This is a genomic window from Bacillus sp. FSL K6-0069 (assembly GCF_038007785.1).
Classification (GTDB): Bacteria; Bacillota; Bacilli; order Bacillales; family Bacillaceae_G; genus Bacillus_A; species Bacillus_A mobilis.
The window spans coordinates 2333226-2357544 of sequence record NZ_JBBOXN010000001.1 but is presented as its reverse complement, the minus strand read 5'-3'; the positions used below and the strand labels follow the sequence as shown (position 1 = coordinate 2357544).

Annotated in this window: 25 protein-coding genes; 5 read left to right on the top strand and 20 right to left on the bottom strand. The window is 33.9% G+C overall.

Annotated features, from left to right (window positions below):
* Nucleotides 1-38: 38 nt before the first annotated feature.
* From MHB74_RS12035 to MHB74_RS12025, 3 genes are all read right to left on the bottom strand, one after another.
* Nucleotides 39-674, bottom strand: a complete 636-nt coding sequence (locus MHB74_RS12035; RefSeq protein WP_061680175.1) for a TetR/AcrR family transcriptional regulator — start codon at nt 672-674, stop codon at nt 39-41.
* Between the two features lie 252 nt (nt 675-926).
* Nucleotides 927-2267: a DEAD/DEAH box helicase gene (locus MHB74_RS12030; protein WP_061680176.1), complete on the bottom strand. Its 1341-nt coding sequence runs from the start codon at nt 2265-2267 to the stop codon at nt 927-929.
* A gap of 73 nt (nt 2268-2340) precedes the next feature.
* On the bottom strand, nt 2341-2610 hold the full coding sequence (locus tag MHB74_RS12025; protein ID WP_061680177.1) for a hypothetical protein: 270 nt from the start codon (nt 2608-2610) through the stop codon (nt 2341-2343).
* A gap of 29 nt (nt 2611-2639) precedes the next feature.
* Between MHB74_RS12025 and MHB74_RS12020 the strand changes: the two genes are divergently transcribed.
* Complete coding sequence (locus MHB74_RS12020) at nt 2640-3431, top strand: hypothetical protein (protein ID WP_061680178.1); 792 nt, start codon at nt 2640-2642, stop codon at nt 3429-3431.
* A 45-nt stretch (nt 3432-3476) separates the two neighbouring features.
* On the opposite strand, the gene MHB74_RS12015 is transcribed toward MHB74_RS12020, so the two are convergent.
* On the bottom strand, nt 3477-4163 hold the full coding sequence (locus tag MHB74_RS12015) for an MBL fold metallo-hydrolase (RefSeq protein ID WP_061680179.1): 687 nt from the start codon (nt 4161-4163) through the stop codon (nt 3477-3479).
* 344 nt (nt 4164-4507) lie between these two features.
* Here MHB74_RS12015 and MHB74_RS12010 point away from each other — a divergent pair, with 344 nt between their 5' ends.
* Nucleotides 4508-5053, top strand: a complete 546-nt coding sequence (locus tag MHB74_RS12010) for a hypothetical protein (protein ID WP_061680180.1) — start codon at nt 4508-4510, stop codon at nt 5051-5053.
* Nucleotides 5054-5472: 419 nt separating this feature from the next.
* Here MHB74_RS12010 and MHB74_RS12005 read toward each other — a convergent pair whose 3' ends face one another.
* The gene (locus MHB74_RS12005) at nt 5473-6024 is read right to left on the bottom strand and encodes a hypothetical protein (protein ID WP_061676298.1); all 552 of its coding nucleotides are present in this window, start codon (nt 6022-6024) and stop codon (nt 5473-5475) included.
* Between the two features lie 599 nt (nt 6025-6623).
* Between MHB74_RS12005 and MHB74_RS12000 the strand changes: the two genes are divergently transcribed.
* Nucleotides 6624-6953 carry a YkvA family protein gene (locus tag MHB74_RS12000; protein WP_061676299.1) on the top strand — a complete coding sequence of 110 codons (330 nt, stop codon included), beginning with the start codon at nt 6624-6626 and terminating at the stop codon, nt 6951-6953.
* Nucleotides 6954-7174: 221 nt separating this feature from the next.
* Here MHB74_RS12000 and MHB74_RS11995 read toward each other — a convergent pair whose 3' ends face one another.
* From MHB74_RS11995 to MHB74_RS11950, 10 genes are all read right to left on the bottom strand, one after another.
* Nucleotides 7175-8410 (bottom strand): MFS transporter, encoded by a 1236-nt coding sequence (locus tag MHB74_RS11995; protein WP_061676300.1) that lies wholly within the window; start codon nt 8408-8410, stop codon nt 7175-7177.
* Between the two features lie 156 nt (nt 8411-8566).
* Nucleotides 8567-9037, bottom strand: a complete 471-nt coding sequence (locus MHB74_RS11990; protein ID WP_061676301.1) for a MarR family transcriptional regulator — start codon at nt 9035-9037, stop codon at nt 8567-8569.
* A 394-nt stretch (nt 9038-9431) separates the two neighbouring features.
* Nucleotides 9432-10433 (bottom strand): bifunctional threonine ammonia-lyase/L-serine ammonia-lyase TdcB, encoded by a 1002-nt coding sequence (gene tdcB, locus MHB74_RS11985; RefSeq protein ID WP_061679228.1) that lies wholly within the window; start codon nt 10431-10433, stop codon nt 9432-9434.
* A gap of 86 nt (nt 10434-10519) precedes the next feature.
* Nucleotides 10520-12103, bottom strand: a complete 1584-nt coding sequence (locus MHB74_RS11980) for an aminotransferase class V-fold PLP-dependent enzyme (protein WP_061679229.1) — start codon at nt 12101-12103, stop codon at nt 10520-10522.
* Nucleotides 12104-12172: 69 nt separating this feature from the next.
* Entirely contained in the window at nt 12173-12721 is a 549-nt protein-coding gene (gene plsY / locus MHB74_RS11975) for a glycerol-3-phosphate 1-O-acyltransferase PlsY (protein ID WP_061679230.1), read from the bottom strand.
* 132 nt (nt 12722-12853) lie between these two features.
* On the bottom strand, nt 12854-13753 hold the full coding sequence (locus MHB74_RS11970) for a BadF/BadG/BcrA/BcrD ATPase family protein (RefSeq protein WP_061679231.1): 900 nt from the start codon (nt 13751-13753) through the stop codon (nt 12854-12856).
* 18 nt (nt 13754-13771) lie between these two features.
* Entirely contained in the window at nt 13772-14923 is a 1152-nt protein-coding gene (gene anmK / locus MHB74_RS11965) for an anhydro-N-acetylmuramic acid kinase AnmK (RefSeq protein ID WP_061679232.1), read from the bottom strand.
* 22 nt (nt 14924-14945) lie between these two features.
* Nucleotides 14946-15212 (bottom strand): hypothetical protein, encoded by a 267-nt coding sequence (locus MHB74_RS11960; RefSeq protein ID WP_061679233.1) that lies wholly within the window; start codon nt 15210-15212, stop codon nt 14946-14948.
* 80 nt (nt 15213-15292) lie between these two features.
* On the bottom strand, nt 15293-16576 hold the full coding sequence (locus tag MHB74_RS11955) for a PTS sugar transporter subunit IIC (RefSeq protein ID WP_061679234.1): 1284 nt from the start codon (nt 16574-16576) through the stop codon (nt 15293-15295).
* 11 nt (nt 16577-16587) lie between these two features.
* The gene (locus MHB74_RS11950) at nt 16588-16893 is read right to left on the bottom strand and encodes a PTS sugar transporter subunit IIB (protein WP_061679235.1); all 306 of its coding nucleotides are present in this window, start codon (nt 16891-16893) and stop codon (nt 16588-16590) included.
* 226 nt (nt 16894-17119) lie between these two features.
* On the opposite strand from MHB74_RS11950, the gene MHB74_RS11945 reads away from it, so the two are divergent.
* Nucleotides 17120-18679: a glycoside hydrolase family 10 protein gene (locus MHB74_RS11945; protein WP_061679236.1), complete on the top strand. Its 1560-nt coding sequence runs from the start codon at nt 17120-17122 to the stop codon at nt 18677-18679.
* 56 nt (nt 18680-18735) lie between these two features.
* Here MHB74_RS11945 and MHB74_RS11940 read toward each other — a convergent pair whose 3' ends face one another.
* The 3 genes from MHB74_RS11940 to MHB74_RS11930 form a co-directional block, all read right to left on the bottom strand.
* On the bottom strand, nt 18736-19569 hold the full coding sequence (locus MHB74_RS11940) for a DUF3974 domain-containing protein (RefSeq protein WP_061679237.1): 834 nt from the start codon (nt 19567-19569) through the stop codon (nt 18736-18738).
* Between the two features lie 24 nt (nt 19570-19593).
* Nucleotides 19594-20706, bottom strand: coding sequence for a toxic anion resistance protein (locus tag MHB74_RS11935; protein WP_061679238.1), 1113 nt, complete (start codon nt 20704-20706; stop codon nt 19594-19596).
* 314 nt (nt 20707-21020) lie between these two features.
* Nucleotides 21021-21614 (bottom strand): O-methyltransferase, encoded by a 594-nt coding sequence (locus MHB74_RS11930; RefSeq protein WP_061679239.1) that lies wholly within the window; start codon nt 21612-21614, stop codon nt 21021-21023.
* A 303-nt stretch (nt 21615-21917) separates the two neighbouring features.
* On the opposite strand from MHB74_RS11930, the gene MHB74_RS11925 reads away from it, so the two are divergent.
* Nucleotides 21918-22076, top strand: coding sequence for a hypothetical protein (locus tag MHB74_RS11925; RefSeq protein ID WP_001100983.1), 159 nt, complete (start codon nt 21918-21920; stop codon nt 22074-22076).
* Between the two features lie 34 nt (nt 22077-22110).
* On the opposite strand, the gene MHB74_RS11920 is transcribed toward MHB74_RS11925, so the two are convergent.
* Together MHB74_RS11920 and MHB74_RS11915 are read right to left on the bottom strand one after the other, a co-directional pair.
* Complete coding sequence (locus tag MHB74_RS11920) at nt 22111-22980, bottom strand: RNA polymerase sigma-70 factor (RefSeq protein ID WP_061679240.1); 870 nt, start codon at nt 22978-22980, stop codon at nt 22111-22113.
* Entirely contained in the window at nt 22958-24268 is a 1311-nt protein-coding gene (locus MHB74_RS11915) for a phytoene desaturase family protein (RefSeq protein WP_061679241.1), read from the bottom strand. The genes MHB74_RS11920 and MHB74_RS11915 overlap by 23 nt, the downstream gene beginning before the upstream one ends.
* Nucleotides 24269-24319: the final 51 nt, after the last annotated feature.

Here is a 24319-nt window from a genome sequence, read left to right as displayed (position 1 = left end):
GACCGACTGTCGGTCTGTAGTGATTAAACAGAAAATGATTATTTCTGTTTAATTACAACCTCAACCATATAATCAAAGGATCCTTCTTTCGCCCCAACAGATACTTCCATCATTTTTATATAAGCTTTCGCTCTTCTCATCATTTCTTCTGGCTTCCACTGGAATAAACCTTCATCAAATATGACTTGTGCCGAAGAAAGTAATAATTCAATCGTTTCTTGTGGGTATGGTGTAGAAAAGATACCTTCTTCAATTCCTTGTTCTAAAATCTCTGCTAAAACAGGAGATAAATGAATAATGGATTGCACTATGCTTTTTTGATGCATTTCCGCATTATTTGGCTGATGAAATTGTTCAATCATTTTATCTTTCACATCTCCTGATTTTGGCGATTGCTCCATCAAGACTCGAAATAACTTTTCTAAAACGGGGATATTTGGGTTAGAGACGATTACTTTCGCTTTCGCAACATCTTCTTTAATGATCCTCATAATGATCTCATCCATTACTTCTTCTTTCGACTTAAAATAGTGATAAAACGTCCCCTTTGCTATCCCTATCTCTTTTAAAATGTCATTTACTGTTGTTTTCGTATAACCTTTCGTAATAAATAAACGTTCAGCAGTTTCTAAAATTTCCTTTCTACGCTCCTCATACTCCTTTACTATTCGCATTCACGTTCTCCTTCCCACCAGACCGACTGTCGGTCTATTTAAATTATATGTTTAGTTAGTAAAAAGTTTCCTATTATCGTACATATACAACACCCTACTTTCTATTTCCTTTATAAATTTTAATTTTTTTAATACGGTGAATGAAATTTTAAAGCGTATTTAAATGCAATCATCCTTGTACTTATATCGATTTCGTTGTATACAAACAAAAAAGAGCCGCAATAATCTGCGACTCTTTTCAATAATAACTATTTAACGTCCACGTCTTTGCTGACCTTGTTTTGTACTGCCTTTTTTATTACTTGGCTTGTTAAATAATCGGTTGTTATCATTTCTCGAACTATTTCTGGAGCCACCTTTTGAACCACTTCTTGAACCTTCGCGGCTATCTCTTTGACGATATTGATCTGATTTCTTCGGAGCCGGCTTTGGTACCGGTTTTCCATTTTCATCTACACGTTTTATCTTCGGTTGTTCAATTATTTCTCTTTGCAATGGTGCACCGAGCGTTTTTTCAATTTCTTCTAAATGTTTTTCATCTTTCGCTGCAACGAACGTAATTGCTATACCTGATCCACCTGCACGTCCTGTTCGGCCAATGCGGTGAATATAACTTTCTACATCTTCAGGAATATCAAAGTTAAATACATGCGTTACACCATCTACATCAAGTCCACGAGCTGCTACATCAGTCGCAATTAAGTACTGAATTTTAGCTTCGCGGAAACTCTTCATGACTCTTTCACGTTTCGCTTGAGGTATATCACCATGAAGTTCAGCACAATTATAACCTAGTCCTTTTAAATTATCATAAAGCTTACTTGCTCTAACTTTTGTACGACAGAAAATAACTGCTAAAAATGGCTGATCACGGTCCATAACAAAACGAAGTGCATCTGGCTTTGCACGATCTGTCGTCTCAATGACACGCTGCTCAATTGTATTTACCGTTACTTCTTCACTTTCTACTTGAATCATTTGTGGTTCATCCATATAACGCTTCGCCAATTTTTTAATATCTTTTGGCATCGTTGCTGAGAATAACATCGTTTGTTTACTACCAGGTGTCTCATCTAAAATATCTTCAATATCGTATAAGAAACCGAAATAAAGCATTTGATCCGCTTCATCTAATACAATCGTTGAAAGATTACTTAAATCAATTGTTTCACGACGTATATGATCTAATAATCGTCCTGGTGTCGCAACAACAATATGTGTATTGCCTTTTAATTTTCTCAATTGTTGTGCTACATCTTGCCCGCCATAAATCGCTAGTACATTGATATCTTCTCTTTGAACAAGCATTTTTTTAATTTCAGTTGTAATTTGCAGTGCTAGTTCCCTTGTTGGTGCAACAATTAAAGCCTGAACATCACTAGACGCTGGATCGATTTTTTCTAAAATCGGTAACACGAATGCTAACGTTTTACCCGTTCCTGTTTTCGCCTGCCCAATAATATCTTTACCTGACATAATAACAGGAATTGCCTGCTCTTGAATTGGTGTTGCTTCTGTAATTCCATTTTCACGTAATGTATGATTAAAAGTTTCACTAATTCCTAATTCTAAAAAATTTTTCAAATAGACCACTTCTTTTCCTTATTTTTCACATTAGCTTTCATTGTACCATTTGTTTCGCCAAATATGAAAAATAAAAAAATTCTTATCTTCTTTTTTTATATTCATCGTGCACTAGTTGTACAAATTCTATTTGTTTTTTCTCGGAACTTATTAATGCTTCCATATTAGTCGTAGACAAAATTAACTTTTTAATTTTTCTATTACTCCAAATTAAACTTGTATACTTTGTATCTTCGTGTAGCCTTCGAAACCACTCGAATTCACTTAACTTTGCAATATGATGTTTTAATTTCATATCATTTCGAGGATAGAATGTAATTATAGCCATTATTACATCAAGCAGTAAACTCATCTTCTCCCCTCCTATACATATATATTTCAATGTTAAGAAAACATAGTTACATGGTGATAAAATTGACCAATACATTCATAAAGATTTTTTGCGTATTTTTCTTACTATATTTTCAATCCAACACAATTATAATGGCGAAATCTCAAACAGATGTAATAAGTGAATTCAAACATGCTTTACTCAAAAATGATAAAAAATTAATGAGGTCATATGTAACAGATGGAGTTGAACTACCTACTTTCCAAACAAATAAACAAATTCATGAAATTAAGATAGTACCGTCTCCAAAAGAAGATACTACAATTCTTATTTCTTATTTCAAAGACACTGATGATAGATTTACTCTTGGTTACATTTTAGAAATAGTAACAAAAAATAATAAAATATCTCGAATTAATCAAATTTATGATGGAACGAATCCTCTTATGAAAGAAGCTACTATTGTAAAAAAATATGAAATGAAGTGTAAGGAACATATACTTACTCCTACAAAATTCCCGTTCGAAATTCACGAATTTCAAGGGTATATCTATAACAATTACTTAAACCTCCAATACTACAATGACGATATTAATGGGATTTTTAAAATCACTGTTTCTCCAGTTCAAAACAAATTAGGCTTCTATGTACTTAGGGGAGCTAAGTTCTACACCTTAAAAAATAATATAAAAGCATTATATAATCCTCATTTTGATTCAGCATATGAGCTTATCTTTCAGCAGAATGGTTTTCAATATATAATTGCAATTGGTAACAAACGCTATATAAAAGGAACATATAACGTAAAGGATTTAATTCAAATTGCAGAATCTATGAATTAAAAAAACCGATCTTTTCGATATGGGAAAGATCGGTTTTTTAATGTTTTATATATTGAGTTTTCCTCCATGATAACAATAATACGTTGCTGCTTTAAGGTTTTTAATTCTCTTTAAAGATTCTTCCGCTTTTTCTAAATCTAAACAAAAACTTGGATTAGCTATTACTAATTCATGATTATCTTGAACAGCCGCATCCCCTGTAATTACACAGTTTGAATTCGGGAAATATAATGAAATATGCCCCGAAGTATGTCCTGGAGTCGCTACTATTTGACATTCATCATTCAAAATCATTTGACCATCATATACTTTTTCATCGACGGAAATATGTCTTATATTTTTTAACTGTTGTATAAACCATTCACCAAATTCTTTCTCTTCAATTGGCATACGTTGTAACATGTCTTCTGCTTGAACTAGTCTCTCCGATTTTATATCACCATTAATGTAGTGGCATTCAATTTCACTAGCAATAATATTAACTTGAGGATATTTCACTTTGAAATCATATAAAGACCCTATATGATCATCATCATAATGAGTAATAATTATATTTTTTAAGTTTTTCATCTCATACCCATGTTTTAATATTGCATTTTCAATTAAAGGTAAAAAACTTGGATATCCTGTATCGACTAACGTTAATTCATTATGTAATATAATTAAACTTGGGTAAACACATTGTTTTTGCCCGTTAAATTCGAATTCAATTGGTAGTTCTATTATTTTCATTTTTCTCCCCCCATATCGCTTATTCAACATTTAATAATAACCACTTCGTCCACATATATTTTACTATACATATTAAAAAATTTTTTCAGTATTTTGTTTTAATGTTTTTTATTGGTTAATTCTATTTTTAAATGTGGTATACCAAAGATATTTTATATCTATTTCTCATATGTGTTAGCAAGTTCGTTTGTAAAATCATATACAGGGTTTTCACTCATAACCTAAGCTGATCCTTTTTATAAATGAACTTACCCCTTATTGGACAAGTATCCGTTTCGTATTATTAAAAAAATGAATATCCTACTAATAGCTATTAGCTAATTGATAGGATGGGAGATGTTTTTTTGTCTGAACGTTGTAAGAAGTGTGGACATAGACTTTGTAACTGTAGTTGTCATAAAGAATGCAAAACTTGTGTACAAAAAGTTTTTATTGAGAGCGCACCAAGTGTATTCTCACCGGCTTTCGGAAATTTTTATCAGACTAACTTTATTACATTGGTCAGGAATCAACCTATGCCTTGGAATGCTACTGGGCAGACTGCTGGTGGAGTAAATCTTGACTCTGATGGAGTGACTATCCATGTTACTCAAGCTGGTTCATACTATATCGATTACTATGTAAGCGTGAATTATAATCCTGATACTCCTGGTGGTGACAGGGATTTGGGGTTATTCATAAACGGGGTGGAAGTTCCCAACAATCAAACGCGATTTGGGGTTTCTGATTACGAAGCCGATCGCAATGGTTGTGCCACTGTTTCTGGTGGATCTATTGTATTCATCCCAGCTAACGCTACTGTTCAATTGAGAAATGTATTAGATGAAATTATAGACACTTGTGATGGTCGAAAACTTGCAGCATCGATTAATCTAATTAAATTATCCTAATACTCTTTTCTTAAATACCATAGTAATTGGAAGTATAATATATTATCTATAAGTGATAAAAGCACCCTTGAGTGGGTGCTTTTGCTATTTACAAATATTTCTTATATTGACTTTTATTTCCAAAATATAAATTTACCATTATTTATCTAATATAAATAGTTTTCGATATTGTAAATACCCTCTTTTTTTCCAGCTAAAATATACAAATGAAGTGAATCCCCCAAAACGAGATATAGAACAAAACACCCAAATTACTTATTCTGAATATTCTTTTTCAGATAGATAGTTTAAATTTTTTTGAAAACCGTATTTTCATATGTAATAAAAGAGACATCTCATAAAATTAGAAATGCCTCTTTTAAATTAATAAAACAAATTTAGTTGTATTTCTTTTTTTGAAAAGTTTCTTCATCAATAAATTATACATTTTCAGTGCTTGTACTACAACTTGTCGAGTATAAAATTGGTATACCACATATAGCATCATTCATTACATCACGAAAAACTTTTGCAGCGACTTCTGTAAAAGTTTGGCATAGATTAGAAATATCATCATTAAAAAACTGAATCACTTTTGCAGCAAAAACCGGAAAAACAACATTCGCTCCACCTGGGAACTGCGGCTGCACAACAACTTGCTCAAAATACAAGTTGCTTTCTAAAGCTACTTGAAAAAGGTGTGCAATTTCAAAAGCGTCTAAAGGACAAGGAATTGGGTTTACAATTCCATCCCCAATAACACTAACAACAATAGTTACATTTACATTGCCAAATTGCACTGTAGGTTTAAGAAGTGTAGCTAATGCAATCGCTTTTTCAAAATCCGTAGTTTGTACTAAAATTATAAAATTTCCATCAGTCGGTATTAGCGGACCTACTGTTACAGTTGGATCAGCTCCTATCGAATTTCTAAGTTCGTTAAAATATGTGATCCATGGCGGTGAAAGTTGAGGTTGTACACGCTCGTCCATTCTTTTTCCACCTCCTTATACAATTCTTAATACTATAATATGGAATAATTCTAATAGTGCATTAGATATATTTATTATTTTCTATAGCATTTTCGTATCAATTTAAGAATTTTGTGTGTTTAGAAAACCTTTTAGAAACATTTAGCCATTTATTGTACGTCAATAATATAGTAGTGAAAAATTTACAGGTGAAGGATATAGAAAGAAGAAGGTTGCTAGTTCATTAATTGTAAAAATACGGCATGTTAAATGAATAAGCTTCATTTACAGTAATATACCTTTACTATTATGAACCTTATATTGCAGCGATTCACTGATAAGACGTACAATCTCTATCCTTTTAGAAGTAATTAAAACCTTAGGTGAAATCATCTTTAGATAGATAACGTTTGCAAGTTGTTTGATTTAACAAATACTACTTACATACTATGTAATAAAACAGTGTGAATCATTGCATAATCCACATTATATTATTTTAAACAGGTAATCCCCTATTTTTATGGAAATATATAATTAAGAAAAACAATAAAATTGATTAATCTCTCACTTCTTTGTCCATCCTTTTAAAAAATCTATGTTTTTGTAAAAGGAGTGTTTATATGGAGAAACAGGTACTTTGGAAAAAGTTCAAAAAAAGCTCTGTAAACCTCGGTAAATCCACCGTATATGAAAGTATTATCTTATTCTACACAATGAAAAAGAAAGAATTGCCTACTAAAGCCAAATTCATAATATTAGCCGCTTTATCTTATTACGTATTAACAATCGATTTCATTCCAGATATAGCTGCTATTATTGGAATTGGCTTATTAGATGATGTTTTAGCAATCGCTATAGCGCATAAATTTGTAATGCGCCATGCCGACGCTGAAATTCGCGAGAAGAGTAGAATGAAAATGGAGTCATTATTTACTTCAGCTCAGGCATGACTTAAAATAATTAGTCATTTATCCTACCTTTTCTAGTTTTAACTACACCCAATCTTTAGTTAATGTAAACTCTATGTATCCCACTAAATATTATCCTGCATGAATTGCGCTTTTACAGGATAAATCGTGTCAGAAACAACAGAAATTCTCTTAACTCTTTAGCCTTAGCAAATTTGGGTGCCAGCACTTATTCTTAAGTTCCGACACCCTATCCTTCGTTTTTATGCAGTTACATGCGTCCCCCTATACAAAACTGCTATTGCCACTACTATAAGAATCATCCCCATAAAAGCAGGTGCAGTATGACCAAGTGATACATAGATTTGCCCTCCAATCATTGGACCAATCATTCTTGCCAAAGCTTGAATAGATTGGCTACCGCCTTGAATCCTTCCTTGTTCACTAGAATCGACAGACTTTGAAAGCATCCCATTGAATGAAGGCCCGAAAATTGAGTCACCAAAACCAAACAGTAACATCCCAACGATTAGAAGAGGATATAAGGAAAATAAAGCAGATGCTGCAATAAAACTGTAGCCAATAACCTCCGAAACCATGCCAAGTATTGCTATTTGTTTATCACTAAGCTTGATTACAAGCTTTGGCATTATAAAAGCTTGTGAAATGATATCTTGAAAGCCCATAATTGAAAACATAAGTCCAATTAGTGCAGGTTTCCAGCTAAAAGTATCCATCGTAAATTGTGTGAAAATTGCTTGTAAAGATCCGTTAGGTATCCAAAGTAAAAACGCTGAGACAAGTAACCATTTTAAGTTTTTCATTGAAAGTATGTTTGCCAGCTGTGCAAAAGGATTTATCCTTACAAAAGTAATTTCTTTTAACCTATTATTTTTGTCAAGACTCTCAGGCATATATTTCATCCCATATAGAACATTTAATAAAGTTATAAGCGCTCCAAAATACAAAGGTACAGAATGACCAAACTTTGCAAGTAATCCCCCAAGAGTTGGTCCAATAATGGTTCCTGCACCTACCACTGCACTCACCCACCCAAAATACTTCGTTCTCTGTTCTGAGGGAATGATATCTGCAAAATATGCAAAAATTGTACTGATGCTCCCGCCTGTTATTCCTTCTATTATACGTCCAGCAAATAGTACCCATAAAGCCCCTCCTATACCAAAAACTAAGTACCCAATTGCAGAACCGAAAAGGCATATTAAAAGTAATGGACGGCGGCCATATTTATCGCTCAAAGCTCCGAGTACAGGTGCAGTGAAAAATACGCAGACCGCATAAACAGAGGTCAGTAGCGTAACAACTAGAGCCTGTTCTTCCGGACTACTTATATAAGGCTGCACTAAGAATGGCACTACTGGCATGATGATACTGAAACCTATACCACAAAGAAATACAGAAATAAGGCCAAATATTAAAGCATGTTTATCTATGTTTTTTTCAGTTTCATTTTCATTTTGTGATCTAAATATAGACATTTAATTTCTCCTCTCAAAACATTTTGTTGATTCGTCAACAAAATGATAACTCCACTTTGTTGATTAGTCAACAAAATTTAAATAATAAAAAGGTAGCCTGTTCACGGGAAGGCTACCTTTTTATTATTTAAATATATCTGGCATTAGCAGGAAAATTCACGACTTAATATGTATACCTTGTTTCTTTATTTCTGCATCCAAATGCCTACTATACTTTTCCACGAAGTTAATAATACTGTCGAATTCTGCCTCGGTTACTTGCTCAAATACAGCTTTATCCCGCTGTTGAAACTCATTGTGCAACTCCTCGTGAATTATATATATTTCTTTCCCTTGTTCAGTAAGCCTAAAATAGATTTCTTTTTTATTCTCTGATTTCTGGTAACTTTCGATAAGGCCTTTGTTTATGAGCTTCTTAGTCATTCTACTTATTGCACCGCGAGTCACATAAAAAGCCTCTGCAAGTTGTGTCACGTTAGAATCGGCATTGTTTTCAATATATTCAATACAATGTACTTCAGAAGACTTAAAACCTTTAAGACCTTCTTCCATTTTATCCTTATTAAGCCAAACCATCTTATTATATAATTCCCTGAAACCGTTCATGACCTGTTCTTCCTTGTTCATGGTCTATCCTCCTAACAGCTCATTCATACTTTAAAACCATTATATTAAATTTCTGTTTCCGTTTCGACAATATTGATATAATTATTTGAGCTATCTATGAAAGCAGACGATAAAATATAATAATTCACTATACGGAAAATAAAACATGTGTATTATAACATGCCCTACACGGTAGACAAAAAATAAGAGCTAAGATTAGTTGTCTTAGCTCTTATTCCATAAAATTTATCCCGCTTTAATGGGCAGTAAGACCCCCACCTCAAAATTCAGCGAAAGCAAAGAAGTTAGGTGGGGGATCAACTGCCCATTAAAGTCCGATTGGTGAGGGCTGATAATCAGTGGGGGATGAAGAAAACCCCCACTGATTAAAGTTTCACTTTATGTTTTTCAAATACTATTTCACTTCATTTGCTACAAAAAATTGCTCGCAAACACTGGAAATGCGCTGCAAGTCTACGTTTCCACCAGATATAACCGCGACTACCTTTTTCCCTTTAATATATGGATCCACTTTCCCTGCAAGTAGAGCAGCAGTAGCTAATGCGCCAGCCCCTTCTACAACAGCTTTACCACGTTGTAATAAGTCTTTCATCGCTACTTCTAATTCACCTTCTGATACAGTTACAATATCATCTACTAATTCTTTTACTATTTCAAAAGTTAAATCGCCTGGTATTTTAACTGCGCAACCATCTGCTATAGTAGGTGCCTCATAATGTTCTACAATCGTACCTTTTTCATAAGATGCCTTCATCCCATGAACATTATCTGCTTGGACACCAATAATATTAATGGATGGATTAAAAGATTTTAATGCAACAGCAATACCAGAAATAATTCCACCTCCGCCAATTGGTACAATGACAGTATCAACATCCCACATATCATCAAGAATATCTAATCCTATTGTACCTTGACCAGCCATTACTTCTACATCGTCATACGGATGTAAGTATGTTTCACCTGTTTCCTTAATAATCTCCTCACATTTTGCCTTCGCATCATCAAAATTTTCACCATATAAAATCACTTCTGATCCGTATCCTCTAGTTGCTTCAACTTTCGCCTGAGGGGCAGAAATCGGCATCACAATTTTACTCTTAATACCAAGTAAATGAGCAGATAAAGCGACTCCTTGCGCATGATTACCAGCGGAACAAGCAATTACTCCTCTCTCTTTTTCCTGATCTGTCAGCTGTGACATTTTATTAAATGCACCACGGAATTTAAAAGAACCCGTTAATTGCATATTTTCTAATTTCAAGTGAATCTCTCCGCCTGTTTTACTAGTCAAATAAAATGATTTTACTAATGGCGTTTTACGAGCATTTCTGTCTAAAATGTTTTGAGCTTTTTTAATATCATCTATATGTAACGGTAGTTTTTTAGTTATCATACTAACACCTCTTCCAATGATCTATTCCTAAGTTTTCGTATGTAGCAACTCCTTTATACGAAACCATCTATATTAAGAAAAAGTCTTTATATATGTACCTCACTCTGTAATACACACAGTTGTAAACAATTCAACATCCTCTTCATATCACGTTCTTTGTAATGGTTCAGGCATGCAATTTGGATCCAGTTATTCTTTTGTAAATACGCTGATTCATAATGGACGATATATCCTTGTAACGCCAACGCATCGCCTACATCTTTAGAAGACTGATCTTCTTTTAATTGAATGGTAAGTATGATTGGCGCAGCATGTTCTTTAGGTGAAACAAGTTTTAAACCCATAGTAGTAATAGCTTGTTCGATATATGCATACGTCTCTTTTATTTTTTCAAATGCCATTTCATCATCAAATCTTTTTAAGGCTTCTTGCAATGCATACATTAAATTCCATGAATGAGAATATGGAATACTGTCATTTTCTTCGTACATGCCAATGTCCATATAGGCCGGTAATGCCTCATTTACTTTCACATTGTGATTATAAAAAACGAAAGATAATCCAGTAAACGATTTAATTGCCTTTCCACTAACACCACTTGCAAAATATACATCATTCAAATCCATCGGTATTGCTCCAATTGAGCTAATGCAATCTACACATAGTTTCACTTTATACTTTTTACATAAAACATTTAGTTCGTCTAAATCATTTAACATTCCAGTTGATGTTTCATGGTGAACAAACCAAAGCCATTCATAATTGCCAGTTTCCATTATTTTTTCTAATTCGGTATAAATAAACGGTTCTCCCATTTCTTTTTTATACGTATCAAAATGTAATTGCGCGCGTGCTGCGTGTCCAACTAATCTAATACCGAATTCCCCATTTGTTAATACTAGTCCTTTTCCTTTTAAAGAACGTAACTGTAAAGCAATCGCATCATTCGCTAACGTCCCTGTTCCTAACAATATTTGCACACGTTTTGCTTTTGTCATTTGCAGTAAACGTTTTTTGACATTTTCCATTGTCACTTGAAATGACTTAGAACGATGCGAAATAGGCTTAGTAGAAAATGCTTTTCGAACATTTTCTTCAATATCTACTGGACCTGGTAAAAATGTGTATTCTTTCGTCATAATCCCACCAACACTCGACTCTTCAAACATAGCAGGTGTAACATACATTGGCTGGAAGGCTGCTTCTTCAGTACCAACTAACGTATGGAAAGATTTGAATCCCATTTGTTCGTATAAAGGTAGTTCACGTGTTGTCGCAGAAATGAGTGCCAATTCATATCCATTTAGAAGCAAATAACGATGTAAAAAGCGAATTAAACCTAATAATGCTCTTCCATTTCGGTATTCACGTTCTACTGAAAGTAAACGAATTTCATATACATTTTCTCCATGTTCTTGCAAATACAAATCTAGATTTGTAATTTTATAGTCTAATGAGAATGGTCGTTTTCCTCGCAATGCAACCATACCTACTAACTTATCGTCATCTAAACAAATTAAATATGTATTTTCATCATGAAAACGATCAATACGAACACGCTCTTTCATTTCTTCGTGTTGCGGAATTTCTTCTACAAATGTTTTATAATTCAATTTATGTATACATTCAAATTCCCAAGCTTGATCAGCAACTTTATATATTAACCCCATGTTGTATCTCCTTTATGTATTTAATAAAAATTATAAGTGGAGATTTACTCCACTTATTAAAAGTTCGTTTCATTCTCGATTTACATATAAAATAAGTACAATGATAAGAGCACTTAAAATAGTCGTAACAATTGAGTAAGAATATAAAATCATGCAAACTGGTAAACAAGCGATTGTAATTAACCCTGGCTTAGTAAATCCTTTAAAGATTAAATAAAATATAATGAAAACAGCAACAAGAGTAAGCGCTATCAAATAATCAAATGCGATTAATCCTCCGATAAATGTTGATATGCCTTTTCCGCCCTTGCCTTTAAATACAATTGGATAAATATGTCCAAGTAAAACAGCCATTAAAGCTACCATTACAAATGTTGAATCTCCAAAAAGGTATTTTGCAATAGAAACTACGATTGCCCCTTTAATTGCATCACCTAAAAATGTAGCGATGAAATACCCTTTTCCATATACGCGCCCCATATTTCTTGCACCAGGATTACCGCTTCCTTCATCCCGAATATCAACGTTATGTCTCCATTTTGTTACTAAATAAGCGGTTAATATGTTTCCAAATAAATAAGAAGCCACCAAATACAAAAATTGCATACTATTAATCATGTAATCATTCACTTTCTACATGGGAGTACTTATACAATATTCAAGAACTTTGTATATTGTACTTTTTTATACATATCCCTTTATACATTTTAACATCATATATTTACAAATCATACAAAAATTCTCATACAGCTATTTTTTAAAATATATATTCTTCATTAAATAATAGCTTCCTTTCACTGCTGGTTCTGATTGTAGTACAAATGTAACGTCTCCTATACTTTTCTCACAGCATTTCTTAAATTCAGCATATATTTCAGGAACAAAACGCAGTATGCTGCCACTTACTGCAATTGAAGCGAATAAATTAAACTGCATCTTATTGTAAATATTCACCGTCATTCTTGTTAATTCCTTAGCCGCTTGTAGAATAATTTTATGTGCATCATCATTCCCATTTCTCGCTTCCTCAATAATTAGCGGTGCAATTGCTGCAACTTTATCTTTTGAAAAACTATATACTATTTGTTTTATATGAGACGATGTTAATAGTTGAAACTCGTCTTGAATCCTTAAGCTTAATGGACAAAGTGTAACTCCTTGATCAAATTGATTTGCCATTCTCTTTAAACCTTGTAACGCAATCCAATATCCGCTTCCTTCATCTCCTAAAATATGTCCCCATCCACCACTATACTCGTACACCTCACCTTTCCTTCCAATACAAATTGCACCTGTACCGCCAATCGTTAAAATTCCATCCTTCCCTTTTAAAGCAGCTGCATGTGCAATCATTGCATCATTTAAAACTTCAATTTTTGTTCCGTACTTCTTTTTTAAACGTACTGTTAATTCATCCGTATTTATTCCACTTACCCCCGCTAACCCTAAACAAATACAAACGCAATGCCCATTTAATAACCCTTTCTGGCATTGATCAATCACTTCTGTAATATGCACAAAAGCTTCTTCAAAATCTATTAATATATTCCCAAAACCACTTGTAGCTCTTACAAGTTCATTTCCGTCTTTATCAAATGCAATTGCTTCTGTCTTCGTTCCCCCGCCGTCTATTCCAATCATGTACTTCATATGTTCGCCTCATTTTCATCATCTTATTGGAGGGAATGTTATATTCCCTAAAACTACAGATTGCGTTGCACCTGTTGCGCTCGGCACATTACTCGGATTACGATGATATGTTTCATTTGCTAAAATAGCAAATGCGATTGCTTCTTTCGCTTCTGAAGAATAGCCTATATCCTCCTGAAGGAATAATGTACATTTTTCTTCTTTCAATCCATGCCGTATCATTTCTACAAGTGTATCATTATAACTTCCGCCACCACCTAGAATTACCTCATCAATTTCATAATACGGCAAAATAAACTCCTTATAATGATAAACAATTGAATTTGCAGTAAACATCGTGACAGTCGTCAATATATTTTCTTTACTATGCTTTTCAAACCGCTTCAATAACTCACTGACAAATTTTTCTCCAAACTGTTCTCTACCAGTTGATTTCGGTGGATTCATTTTCAAAAATGGATGACTCATACAATATGTCAAAATTTCTTCCACAACTACTCCTTGTTTTGCAACCTTACCATTTTGATCATATGGCAACTGAAATAACCTTTGACATACTTCATCCATTACCATATTACCTGGACCTGTATCAAATGCTATTACGCTCTTCTCACTTAGTTGACTTGGTATTACGGTAACATTACTGATCCCGCCAATATTTTGTAGTAGTCTATTTTTAGTTTGGTGACGATACAAAATAATCTCTGAATATGGTACAAGTGGTGCACCTTGTCCCCCTGCTGCCATATCCATCGTTCGAAAATTAGAAATAACTGTCGTTTTCGTTTCATACGCAATTACTGCTGGTTCTCCAATTTGTAATGTGGAAGGAATCATAGTACCATCTTGCTTTGGCTGATGATAAATCGTTTGTCCGTGAGAACCAATTACATCTAATTGTCCCAAAGGAAATTTGGCCTCTTTACAAACTTCCTTTACAGCACCTGCGAAGCATAAACCGAGTTTGAAATTTAAACTGCATATAAGTTGTACATTTGAATTTTCTATTGATAATGCCTGCTGGATCTCATTTTTCATATCATTACAAAATGGCACAGTAGTAAAATGGATGAGTTCAACTTTAGAACCTTCACCGCTTCCTTCTATATGAACGAGTGCTACATCTACTCCGTCTAACGAAGTACCGGACATTACCCCTACAATATACATAACATGCATCTCCTCTCCTTTACTAAAAAACAATCATGTAAGTTACAAACGTACAACCGATCGAAAATAATATAAATCTAAAAAATAACTGAGTCTTTGATGCAAATGATCCATCAATAAAAGAAATAACTACTGTAAGCAAAATACTTGCCGCAATGCTTGTAACGAGCCATATACTATGCATTTGAGATAAATTTAGCATTCTTAATAAAGGTACAAATAGTAAATTCGCACATATCACTCCAAATAGTAATAAAAATACACCTTTATAACTAAATTTTATATTCATTCCATTTCACCCTCTCCCTGGACTACATGTGAAAGAAGTGATAGGCAAAATACCTATCACTCATAAAGACAGTTTAAAAATCACGGATTAACAGATTCTCCGTCTCCACTCTTTTCAATTTCAAGCATATTTTTGTCGTACATTTTAAAGAATGGTAGATAAATAAGGAATGATATTGCTATATTTATTAAAACTAATACAACTGCACGCCAATCTCCTCCTGTAGCTAAATATGCACCAATTGGAGCTGGTAATGTCCACGGCGGCATAATATGTGTTGGTGTTACAAATCCCATTGCAGTTGCAGAATATGCTATAGTAGCTGTTACTAGTGGTGTAATAACGAAAGGAATAATTAAGATTGGATTTAGGACAATTGGTAAACCAAAAATGACTGGTTCATTAATGTTAAAAATTCCAGGCACAATACAACTTCTCGATAATGCTTTCGAATATTTTGATCTACCAAAAACAATCATAGCTAATACAAGTCCTAGCGTTGCGCCCGAACCACCAATCCAAATAAACCATTGATAAAACGGCTCTGGTGCAATGAATGGAAAATGACTCGCGCCACTTGCTACAGCTTCACCGTTCTTCCCTAAATATACATCCCAAAGTGGTCTCGCGACAGTACCTACAACGGATACACCGTGTATCCCGAAAGACCAGAAAAATGTAATTAAAAATACTGGTATAATAACGCCAAAGTAACTATCACCAGCTTTAACTAATGGTGCTGCTAATTTATCCACAACGTAATGTACATCTACTTTAAAAACGACAGTAATAATGCTCATAATAATAATAACGAAAGCCGCAGGTATAAGTGCTTCAAACGAACGCGCTACTGACGGTGGTACTTGTTCTGGCATTTTGATCGTTACGTTTTTCTTCTTACAAAATCTTAAAATCTCAACTGATAAAATAGAAACAATCATCGTCACGAATAATCCATGACCTCCGAGATTTGTCATCGGAAGCATAAAACCTTTTTTATCAATTAATTCAGGCGTTAACGTTAATAGCAAGGAACATACTGCAAGCTGTGCCCCTGATAAAGCATCTAGCTTATAACTTTTCGCTAAATTATATCCTATTCCAAATGCTATATATAACGACATAATAAACATCGTTAAACGATATGGTATTAATATACTTGTTTGATTTTTTAATGCCCAAACGGATATGAAACTATCTTTCGGTAATGGTGGAAATGCTACGATTAAAAAGAAACTTCCTACTATAATAAATGGTAACGCTGAAATGACTCCATCACGGATTGCTTGTAAATGCCTCTGTTCAGAAAGCCTTGCCATCGGTCCAGATAAGTTTTTATCAAGAAACGTGACAAACTTATTCATAACGCTTCCCCCTAACTAATTAATTCATTTACAGTTTTTAATAAAGTTGGTCCGCCAAGCGGTGTATATGCTTGCGGCGGAATGATACCACACGGAATAGATTCCTCTTCTGCAAATTTTTTAACTGAATCGAATCGATGTCTTACTTGAGGTGCAACCATTACAACATCCCAGCCATTCTTCACTTCTTCTTCTACCTCATTTGTTCCAATCGCATGCACTTCCATGTTTACCCCTTTTTTCTTCGCTTCTTTTTTTAAAGCGTTTACAACAATTGCACTGGACATTCCTCCAGAACAAACGAATAAAACCTTCATTTATTAATCCTCCTATACTTATAAATTAGCCCCTTCGAATGAAAGGAAGTTTCACTTTACTAACAAGCATATGAAGAAGTGAAAGAATTTAGTTATGATGAAAGTAAATTTCACTAAAAATATTTTTCCTATTAAATTAATGTTTCAATGTGTATTTTTCTCAATTGTAAGAACAACCTCACCTCGGATATCATATTAGTTAACGATATAATAGGGAGGCGTATAAATGATTGTTAAACGTTTATTAATGATATGTTGTATCGCCATCTTTTTTATTCCTTTCTCTTTCATTTTTCCTCACTCTACTTACGCTGAAGTAAATGCTACGTACAAAAAACATGAATTACGTGCTGTATGGATTGCATCTGTTCTTAATATTGATTGGCCCTCAAAAACTGGCTTACCCATCGAAAATCAAAAACAAGAATTTATTAGATTATTAGAAGATGTAAAAAACACCGGTATGAATGCAGTCGTTGTACAAATAAAACCAACTGCTGATGCTTTTTACCCTTCCCATTACGGTCCTTGGTCTGAATACATTACAGGTACACAAGGAATAGATCCTGGATACGACCCGCTCGCATTTATGATTGAAGAAGCTCATAAAAGAAATATAGAATTCCACGCATGGATTAATCCGTACCGAATAACGATGAATCACACCGATATAAATCGATTATCAAATAATCATCCTGCAAGGCAACATCCGGATTGGGTTGTACCTTATGGCGGAAAATTATATTACAATCCTGGTATTCCAGAAGTGAAAAATTTTATAACTGAAGGTGCTTTAGAAATCGTGCAAAATTATGATGTTGATGCGATACATATGGATGATTATTTTTATCCATATAAAGTAGCAGGTGAAGAATTCCCCGATCAAAAAACGTACGAAACCTATAATAACGGTAGATTTACAAATATAGAAGATTGGCGACGTGACAATGTAAATGAACTTGTCAAAGATTTAAATACTGCTATAAAACAAGAAAAATCATATGTAAAGTTTGGTATAAGTCCGTTTGGCGTATGGCGAAATATAGCCGATGATCCAACTGGCTCTAACACTACCGCAGGTCAAAGAAACTATGATGACCTTTACGCTGATACACGTGAGTGGATACAAAAAGGATACATTGATTACATTACACCGCAAATTTACTGGAATATTGGTTTCACACCAGCTGCATATGACATATTAGTAGATTGGTGGGTAAAAGAAACAAATAATAAACCGATTCACCTATACATCGGTCAGGCGGCTTATAAAATTAATAACAACTCTGTCCCCGCTTGGTTTGATCCAGAAGAATATCCAAGACAAATTGCATTAAACCGGTTATATCCTGAAATAAAAGGTAGTACGCATTTTAGCTTAAAAGATATTAATAATAATCCACTAGGGGTTAAAGATAGACTCGCAAAAGACATATATAAACATCCTGCACTTATTCCGCCTATGCCTTGGCTTGATCATGAGCCACCAAAACAACCCACTTTAAAAGGGGCCATTCCAAGAGATGAAGGTATTGCTGTAGGTATCATTGATGATAGAGAGAATGACTCTGCTTATTACGCTATTTATCGTGTGAATGGAAAAAATGAAGTGGATATACAAAACCCAAAAAATTTACTTACTACTGTAAGAAAAACAAAACTTGGAGAAATTTATGTAGATAAAACAGCTATTTCTGGAGAAACGTATACGTATGTAGTAACTGCAGTTGATCGATTGCATAATGAAAGTGTTGCTTCTAGTAAAACTACCGTAAAGGCAAAATAACATCTAATAAAAAAAGCGCCTTAAAAGCTAAAAACTATAGCTTTAAGGCACTTTTTTTATTTATTCTTAAACTTCTCAGTCGCTGCTCTCATCTTCACATTCAAATCATGATCAATCGAGTCGCGGATATCTCGTTCTACTACTTCCATTTCTTTTTGGAAATTTTGTAAGTAGATTTTTAACTCTTCTTCTTTTTCTGGTCGTTGTGAAGGTGGTAATTGTACGACTAACGATAGCATCGCCGTTAAATCTTTCATTAAGAACGTTTCAAGTTTATGTTGTTGTTCAAACATTCGTTGTTCTTGATAATACGGAAGTGCATTTAATACTGAAATTGTAATGTCATCAACCGTTCTTTGTAATGAAGGATTTATTGAGCGTTTATACGCTTGAATTGTATTTAATGCATCTGGATATCGATCATAAAAATACAATTTATAAAACGATAAGTCTGTCGGTTTTACCGTTTGCTGCGTTTCTTGTCTTAAAAAATCTTTTACTTTCATCGCCGCTATATCAATATCTTCATTTGTAAGTTTTTTCGTTGTTTTTGCCATTACATGTACTTTTTTCTGTTTTTCTTTCGGTAACATTGAGAATACTTGCTCTCTCGTACGTTGACCTGATGCACAGAAAAGAGTGTTTAATGTATACTGTTCTTTCTTTCCTTCCGTACGAATCCAACGATAAAAGAGTGGGTGTTGTGTAAATTCTTGTAGAAACGGTAATGATTTATTCGATAACTTTTCTAAAGAATCATGTGCTCTTTTATATGGCTTCGTCCATGAAAAATACAGTTTACGTCCGAAATATACAACTAAAACAACGACAGTAAATGCGATTAAAAGCAATGTACCTAATAGTACTAATACGGTTTGAATGAAACTCATTTTTTCACCTCCTCTAAAAGTCTGCTATTTTCTTGGGCGCTGAATGAGTTTTTGTTTCATTTCATCATTAAATGTGTCTAGTTCAATAACAAATTTCTTACTTGACTCGATAATACGTTCTGACGATTTCTCAGAAGCTTCAATCGCAGCGAATACGTTTTGGAATGATTCACGTAATTTATCCATGCTAATTGCAGGATTTTCAAGAAGTTTTGTTGTTTCTTCTGTATTTTGTTTTAATGCTTGTGAGTTACTTAATACCATCGATTCAATTGCTTCATTTGTCGCATTCACTGCATCAATTGTTTTACGTTGATTTGTTAATGCTAGTTGGATAGCAGCAGAAACTGTTACAACGTTTTGCGTCATCGTAATTGCATTACGAATTGCCTCTGTTAACTTTTCATTATTTTTCTTAATAATATCTACAGATGCGATAGATTGTAATAAAACACTTTTCGCTTGCTGCATATTACGTGTACGCACTAGAATCTTTTCTAATGCATCGTTAATTAATGGAATATCTCTTTGACGTTCTGGATTTTGTTTCTCAGCTTCCAGCATGCCAGCAAGTTTTCTACCTAAGTATACTTGCTTATCAAGAGCGTGAATTTTATCGTGCGATTGCTCTTTAAGCATTTCAAGACCAACTGTATCTTCTTGTAAGTTGTCACGACCAATTAGAAGGGATCTTATAATCTCCTCAATTTGCTTATCTATAGATTGATATTTATGCACGTATGTTTCAAGTGGATTTTTCTTGAATACTTTAAACATAATTTTCTTCATACCACTTGCTTTTAAGGAATTCGGATCAAGTTCTGATACCACTTTTCGTAATTCTAACAATGTATTTGGAATTTCTTCGTTCTTTCCATTCATCATCGCTGTTACAGGACGTTTTAATGCTGACAACGTTTTTCCTGCTGCTTGTTGCTCTTTATCTCCTAAATCTCCTAGCTGAGACAATACTTTTGATAAATCTGTATTTTGCTCGCTATTTAACTTTTGTACATAAAGATCAGCTTCTTTATTCAGTTCCTCTAATTCTGCATCTTTTATAACTGTATCAACCACTACTTCTACATTATTATCTTTCACAATCGATACAGGTTCTTTTTTCTCGAGTTCAGTCAACAAAATCGCTCCTTTATTTATATGTGCGAATTTATATGCACTATATTTCATCTATTATATCGTATTTCATATACATTCTGGTTGCTTGAAATCGATTTATTTAGAAATGCCTGTTTATGCAGTCATTCCCTGTTTCTTACTATAAGTATACCTGTTCTCAACATTATTTTCCTCAGACTTAAGACCTAGAGAACAACATGCTGAAGGCGGATTCTTCGTAAGTTATATATATAAATTATGTTCTTCTTATCCTACTGTACGCAATCTTTTGACATATACCCTTTTACAATGTGATAATTAAATTGCGCTCACTCCTATTTCTTCTTGCGCGCTACGAATGCTCCATTTTGAAATGCTAATAACACCGTTTCAAACATTTCATCTTCTTCAATCATGTTTATAAACTCGGCTAACTCACTCGCATGAGAAGTAGCATTATCAACAACAAGAAAACCCTTTGGTTGTAAAATGCGTTTTATATGCTCAAGCCACCACATGTATTGCGTACGCTCTGAATCTAGGAAAATAAAATCAAATGAATGATTTAGCTGTGAATCTAAAAATGCCCCTGCTTCTTGATTATGAACATCAATCCTTTGCAAAAGGTTTACCTTTTCAAAATTGACAAGTGCCTCTCCAACTCGTTCCGAAGAAAGCTCTACAGTCGTTACACTTCCATTTGTTTCTTCTACCGCGTTAGCTAACCACAATGTAGAATAGCCATTAGAAGTTCCAATTTCTAAAATGTTTTTTGCTCTACATCCTTTTACTAAAATTGATAAAAATTGCCCCATTTCACGAGAAATATTTCGTAATTTTTCTTCCCGTGTTTTTTTATTTCGATCATGCTCTTCTCCATATTGTTCAAGTTGAAATAATAATGAATCTAACGTATCCATTTTTTTCATCGCCTTTCCAAAGCAATATGATGAAAAAGCTCTTGCTGCCCGTCTACTTTCATTATATGCGAAACGAAAATCTTTTTCTCGTTATACGACAAAGATTTAAATTTTTTTATAGCATATTGTTTCGTTTTTTGGTAAAGTTAATTTCTACGTGCAATTATTCCATTCATACTATTTTTAATTCAATTGCAGTTGTTAAATCATATAAACCCCAATTAAATGAATCGGTATTTCAAATTCAATTAAGCGCCCTTTTCGGACGCATTTTCTTTTGTTTATATATTTCTAGAAGAAAGGATGCTTACAATGAACGTGATTAGCTTAGATGCTGCTCGAAAACGAAAACAGCATAAAAAATTAATGATTACTATACCGATTATTTCACGTATTTATGAAGAAGATGGGGAAATTAAATTTGAGGTAGCTGGCGAAAAAGATGTACCTCTTGAAATGTTAGAGAAATAAAAAAAAGACGCACTTCTAAAGAAATGCGTCTTTTTTATACTGTTACATTTAAGTGCATAAGTTTTTCAGGATTAACCATCATATAAATGTTTGAGATTTTCTCATTCTCAAATAAAAATGAAAGCACATAAGTCACTTTATTATTTACTTTAACAATAACGCCTGGGGCACCATTTACCATCTTATAATCAACATCGTACTCTTCCGGGAACTTCTTCCCAATTCCAAAGAATAAACGTATAATTCTATCCGCAGAATAGATTGGATGGATTGCAGTTGTAGCTTTACCACCACCATCAGCTTTTAATATCGCATCTGTTTTTAATACTTCTAACATGCCTTGCGCATCCCCACACTGCAATGATGATATAAATTTCTCCACATAAGCAGCCATCTTTTTCGTACTTAATGTTGACTGCTTCGGCTTATCCAAAATACTTTTTCGTGCACGTTGAAAGATTTTTCGGCAGTTCGCATTACTCTTATCTACAATTGAAGCGATTTCTTCGTAGTCATAACTGAAAACCTCTCTTAATATGAAAACAACCCTCTCTACCTCAGTCAGTTGTTGTAAAAGTAATAAATATGCCGTAGAAATTGATTCTTTCATTACAAATGACTCTGATGGATCATTAATCTCTTCAACAAATGGCTCTGGCAACCACATCCCGACATATACGTTACGTTTATGTGCTGCCGAACGTAATTTATCAATTGAGCGGTTTGTTACCATTTTACATAAATATGCTTTCATATTTTCAATAGATTGAATGTCCTCCCTTTTATTAAGCGATATAAATACGTCATGGACGATATCTTCAGCATCCATAACACTCCCAAGGATTCTGTATGCTACCGAAAATAATAATGATTGATACGTTTCATATAATTGCTCCGCTTCCATGATGAACTGCCTCACTTTCGGATTGCTTTAAAATGTGTAACGCTGCACGTTTTCCGCTTGCTACCGCAGCATCAGCTAATATTTCATCATGTCCAACCCAATCTCCTGCAATATAAACACCTGGCATTTCACGTATATTAGGGCCAGGGTTTTCAACACGGTCAATATGAGGAAAATCATGTACTACCGATATTTTCGGTAAATATTGCTGTGCAACAACTTCTCTTTTCCAATTCGGATGTAGCAATTCCATTGTATTTTCTAACTGTTCTTTATCTTCTTGAATATGATTCAGCTCTAGCACAGGGTTGTGATACTTAATTAGACTCACTGCAATTGATCCATCTTCACTTAATTTAGCTGCTCTCGATTGATTTGTGAAAAATATAGGTTGATCTAATCCCAATGCAAAATGATGCAAAGGATTCGGTAAATGTTTTAAACCGATATCTAACGCTGCCGCGGTCACTTGTATAGATTGTTCACTCCATTTTTGCAAACTTGTTCCTTCTGCACCTTTTATAATTTTACAAGCCTCTTTCGGTGGAGTTGTTACAATGACTGCACCTGCTTCAAATATTTCATCGTCAAAACATTGTATTCTTTGTTTCCCTTCACAATACTCTATTTTCAACACATTCTTTTTAGCTAGAAATTGCACACCACTAGTACTTGCAATACCCCTTAAATTTGTTATTATCGTCTCCCAACCACCATCTACATAAAGTACTCCTTCTTTCATTGAAAGCTGTATTTGTTTTAATACTGAAGATGCTAATTGTATTGTAGGAGCATACGTATATGTTGTTGTTCGGCATAATGCATAAAATATATTTCGAACCATTGGATCTTTAATTTCATTTTCTGCCCATTTAGTTAGGCTCATTTTCGGAACTTTTCCTACTTCTAATTTCCCTAAATGAATCATAAGACGAGAGAACTGTACTTTTGCAGACCATGAAAGTAACGGTGTTGATAAAATTGAGCGAAAATCTGTTGGGATGGTAAAAATATCCCCTTTCCATATTCCATGTGCTTTTGTAGATGGGATTCCACCTGGAAGATTTACACCTAGCTCATTAAAAGTTATAAACGCTTCTCCACCTCTATATAAAGCATGTGCACCAAGATTCATACAAATGCCATTATTATTTTTAGTCATCCCTCGACCACCAAAGTGACTGGACTTTTCTAATACAATAACTTTCCTTCCAGCTTTCGCTAAATATATAGATGCTGTTAATCCAGCAAGCCCACCACCAACAATTACTACATCCAAATTTTTCATAACAAAATCCCTCCTTATCCATTCTACATACAAGACGAACGATTAACGAGG

Excerpts from the sequence above, each read along its gene's own strand:
- MHB74_RS11945 (WP_061679236.1), top strand. The coding sequence starts at position 17,120 with ATGATTGTTAAACGTTTATTAATGATATGTTGTATCGCCATCTTTTTT.
- MHB74_RS11955 (WP_061679234.1), bottom strand. The coding sequence starts at position 16,576 with ATGAATAAGTTTGTCACGTTTCTTGATAAAAACTTATCTGGACCGATG.
- tdcB (WP_061679228.1), bottom strand. The coding sequence starts at position 10,433 with ATGATAACTAAAAAACTACCGTTACATATAGATGATATTAAAAAAGCT.
- MHB74_RS11990 (WP_061676301.1), bottom strand. The coding sequence starts at position 9,037 with ATGAACAAGGAAGAACAGGTCATGAACGGTTTCAGGGAATTATATAAT.
- MHB74_RS11940 (WP_061679237.1), bottom strand. The coding sequence starts at position 19,569 with ATGAGTTTCATTCAAACCGTATTAGTACTATTAGGTACATTGCTTTTA.
- MHB74_RS11970 (WP_061679231.1), bottom strand. The coding sequence starts at position 13,753 with ATGAAGTACATGATTGGAATAGACGGCGGGGGAACGAAGACAGAAGCA.
- MHB74_RS11920 (WP_061679240.1), bottom strand. The coding sequence starts at position 22,980 with ATGGAAGCGGAGCAATTATATGAAACGTATCAATCATTATTATTTTCG.
- MHB74_RS11925 (WP_001100983.1), top strand. The coding sequence starts at position 21,918 with ATGAACGTGATTAGCTTAGATGCTGCTCGAAAACGAAAACAGCATAAA.
- MHB74_RS12020 (WP_061680178.1), top strand. The coding sequence starts at position 2,640 with ATGTTAAGAAAACATAGTTACATGGTGATAAAATTGACCAATACATTC.
- MHB74_RS11995 (WP_061676300.1), bottom strand. The coding sequence starts at position 8,410 with ATGTCTATATTTAGATCACAAAATGAAAATGAAACTGAAAAAAACATA.
- MHB74_RS12015 (WP_061680179.1), bottom strand. The coding sequence starts at position 4,163 with ATGAAAATAATAGAACTACCAATTGAATTCGAATTTAACGGGCAAAAA.
- anmK (WP_061679232.1), bottom strand. The coding sequence starts at position 14,923 with ATGTATATTGTAGGGGTAATGTCCGGTACTTCGTTAGACGGAGTAGAT.
- MHB74_RS12000 (WP_061676299.1), top strand. The coding sequence starts at position 6,624 with ATGGAGAAACAGGTACTTTGGAAAAAGTTCAAAAAAAGCTCTGTAAAC.
- MHB74_RS12025 (WP_061680177.1), bottom strand. The coding sequence starts at position 2,610 with ATGAGTTTACTGCTTGATGTAATAATGGCTATAATTACATTCTATCCT.
- MHB74_RS11950 (WP_061679235.1), bottom strand. The coding sequence starts at position 16,893 with ATGAAGGTTTTATTCGTTTGTTCTGGAGGAATGTCCAGTGCAATTGTT.
- MHB74_RS12035 (WP_061680175.1), bottom strand. The coding sequence starts at position 674 with ATGCGAATAGTAAAGGAGTATGAGGAGCGTAGAAAGGAAATTTTAGAA.
- MHB74_RS11930 (WP_061679239.1), bottom strand. The coding sequence starts at position 21,614 with ATGAAAAAAATGGATACGTTAGATTCATTATTATTTCAACTTGAACAA.
- MHB74_RS11960 (WP_061679233.1), bottom strand. The coding sequence starts at position 15,212 with ATGAATATAAAATTTAGTTATAAAGGTGTATTTTTATTACTATTTGGA.
- MHB74_RS11915 (WP_061679241.1), bottom strand. The coding sequence starts at position 24,268 with ATGAAAAATTTGGATGTAGTAATTGTTGGTGGTGGGCTTGCTGGATTA.
- MHB74_RS12005 (WP_061676298.1), bottom strand. The coding sequence starts at position 6,024 with ATGGACGAGCGTGTACAACCTCAACTTTCACCGCCATGGATCACATAT.
- MHB74_RS11980 (WP_061679229.1), bottom strand. The coding sequence starts at position 12,103 with ATGGGGTTAATATATAAAGTTGCTGATCAAGCTTGGGAATTTGAATGT.
- plsY (WP_061679230.1), bottom strand. The coding sequence starts at position 12,721 with ATGATTAATAGTATGCAATTTTTGTATTTGGTGGCTTCTTATTTATTT.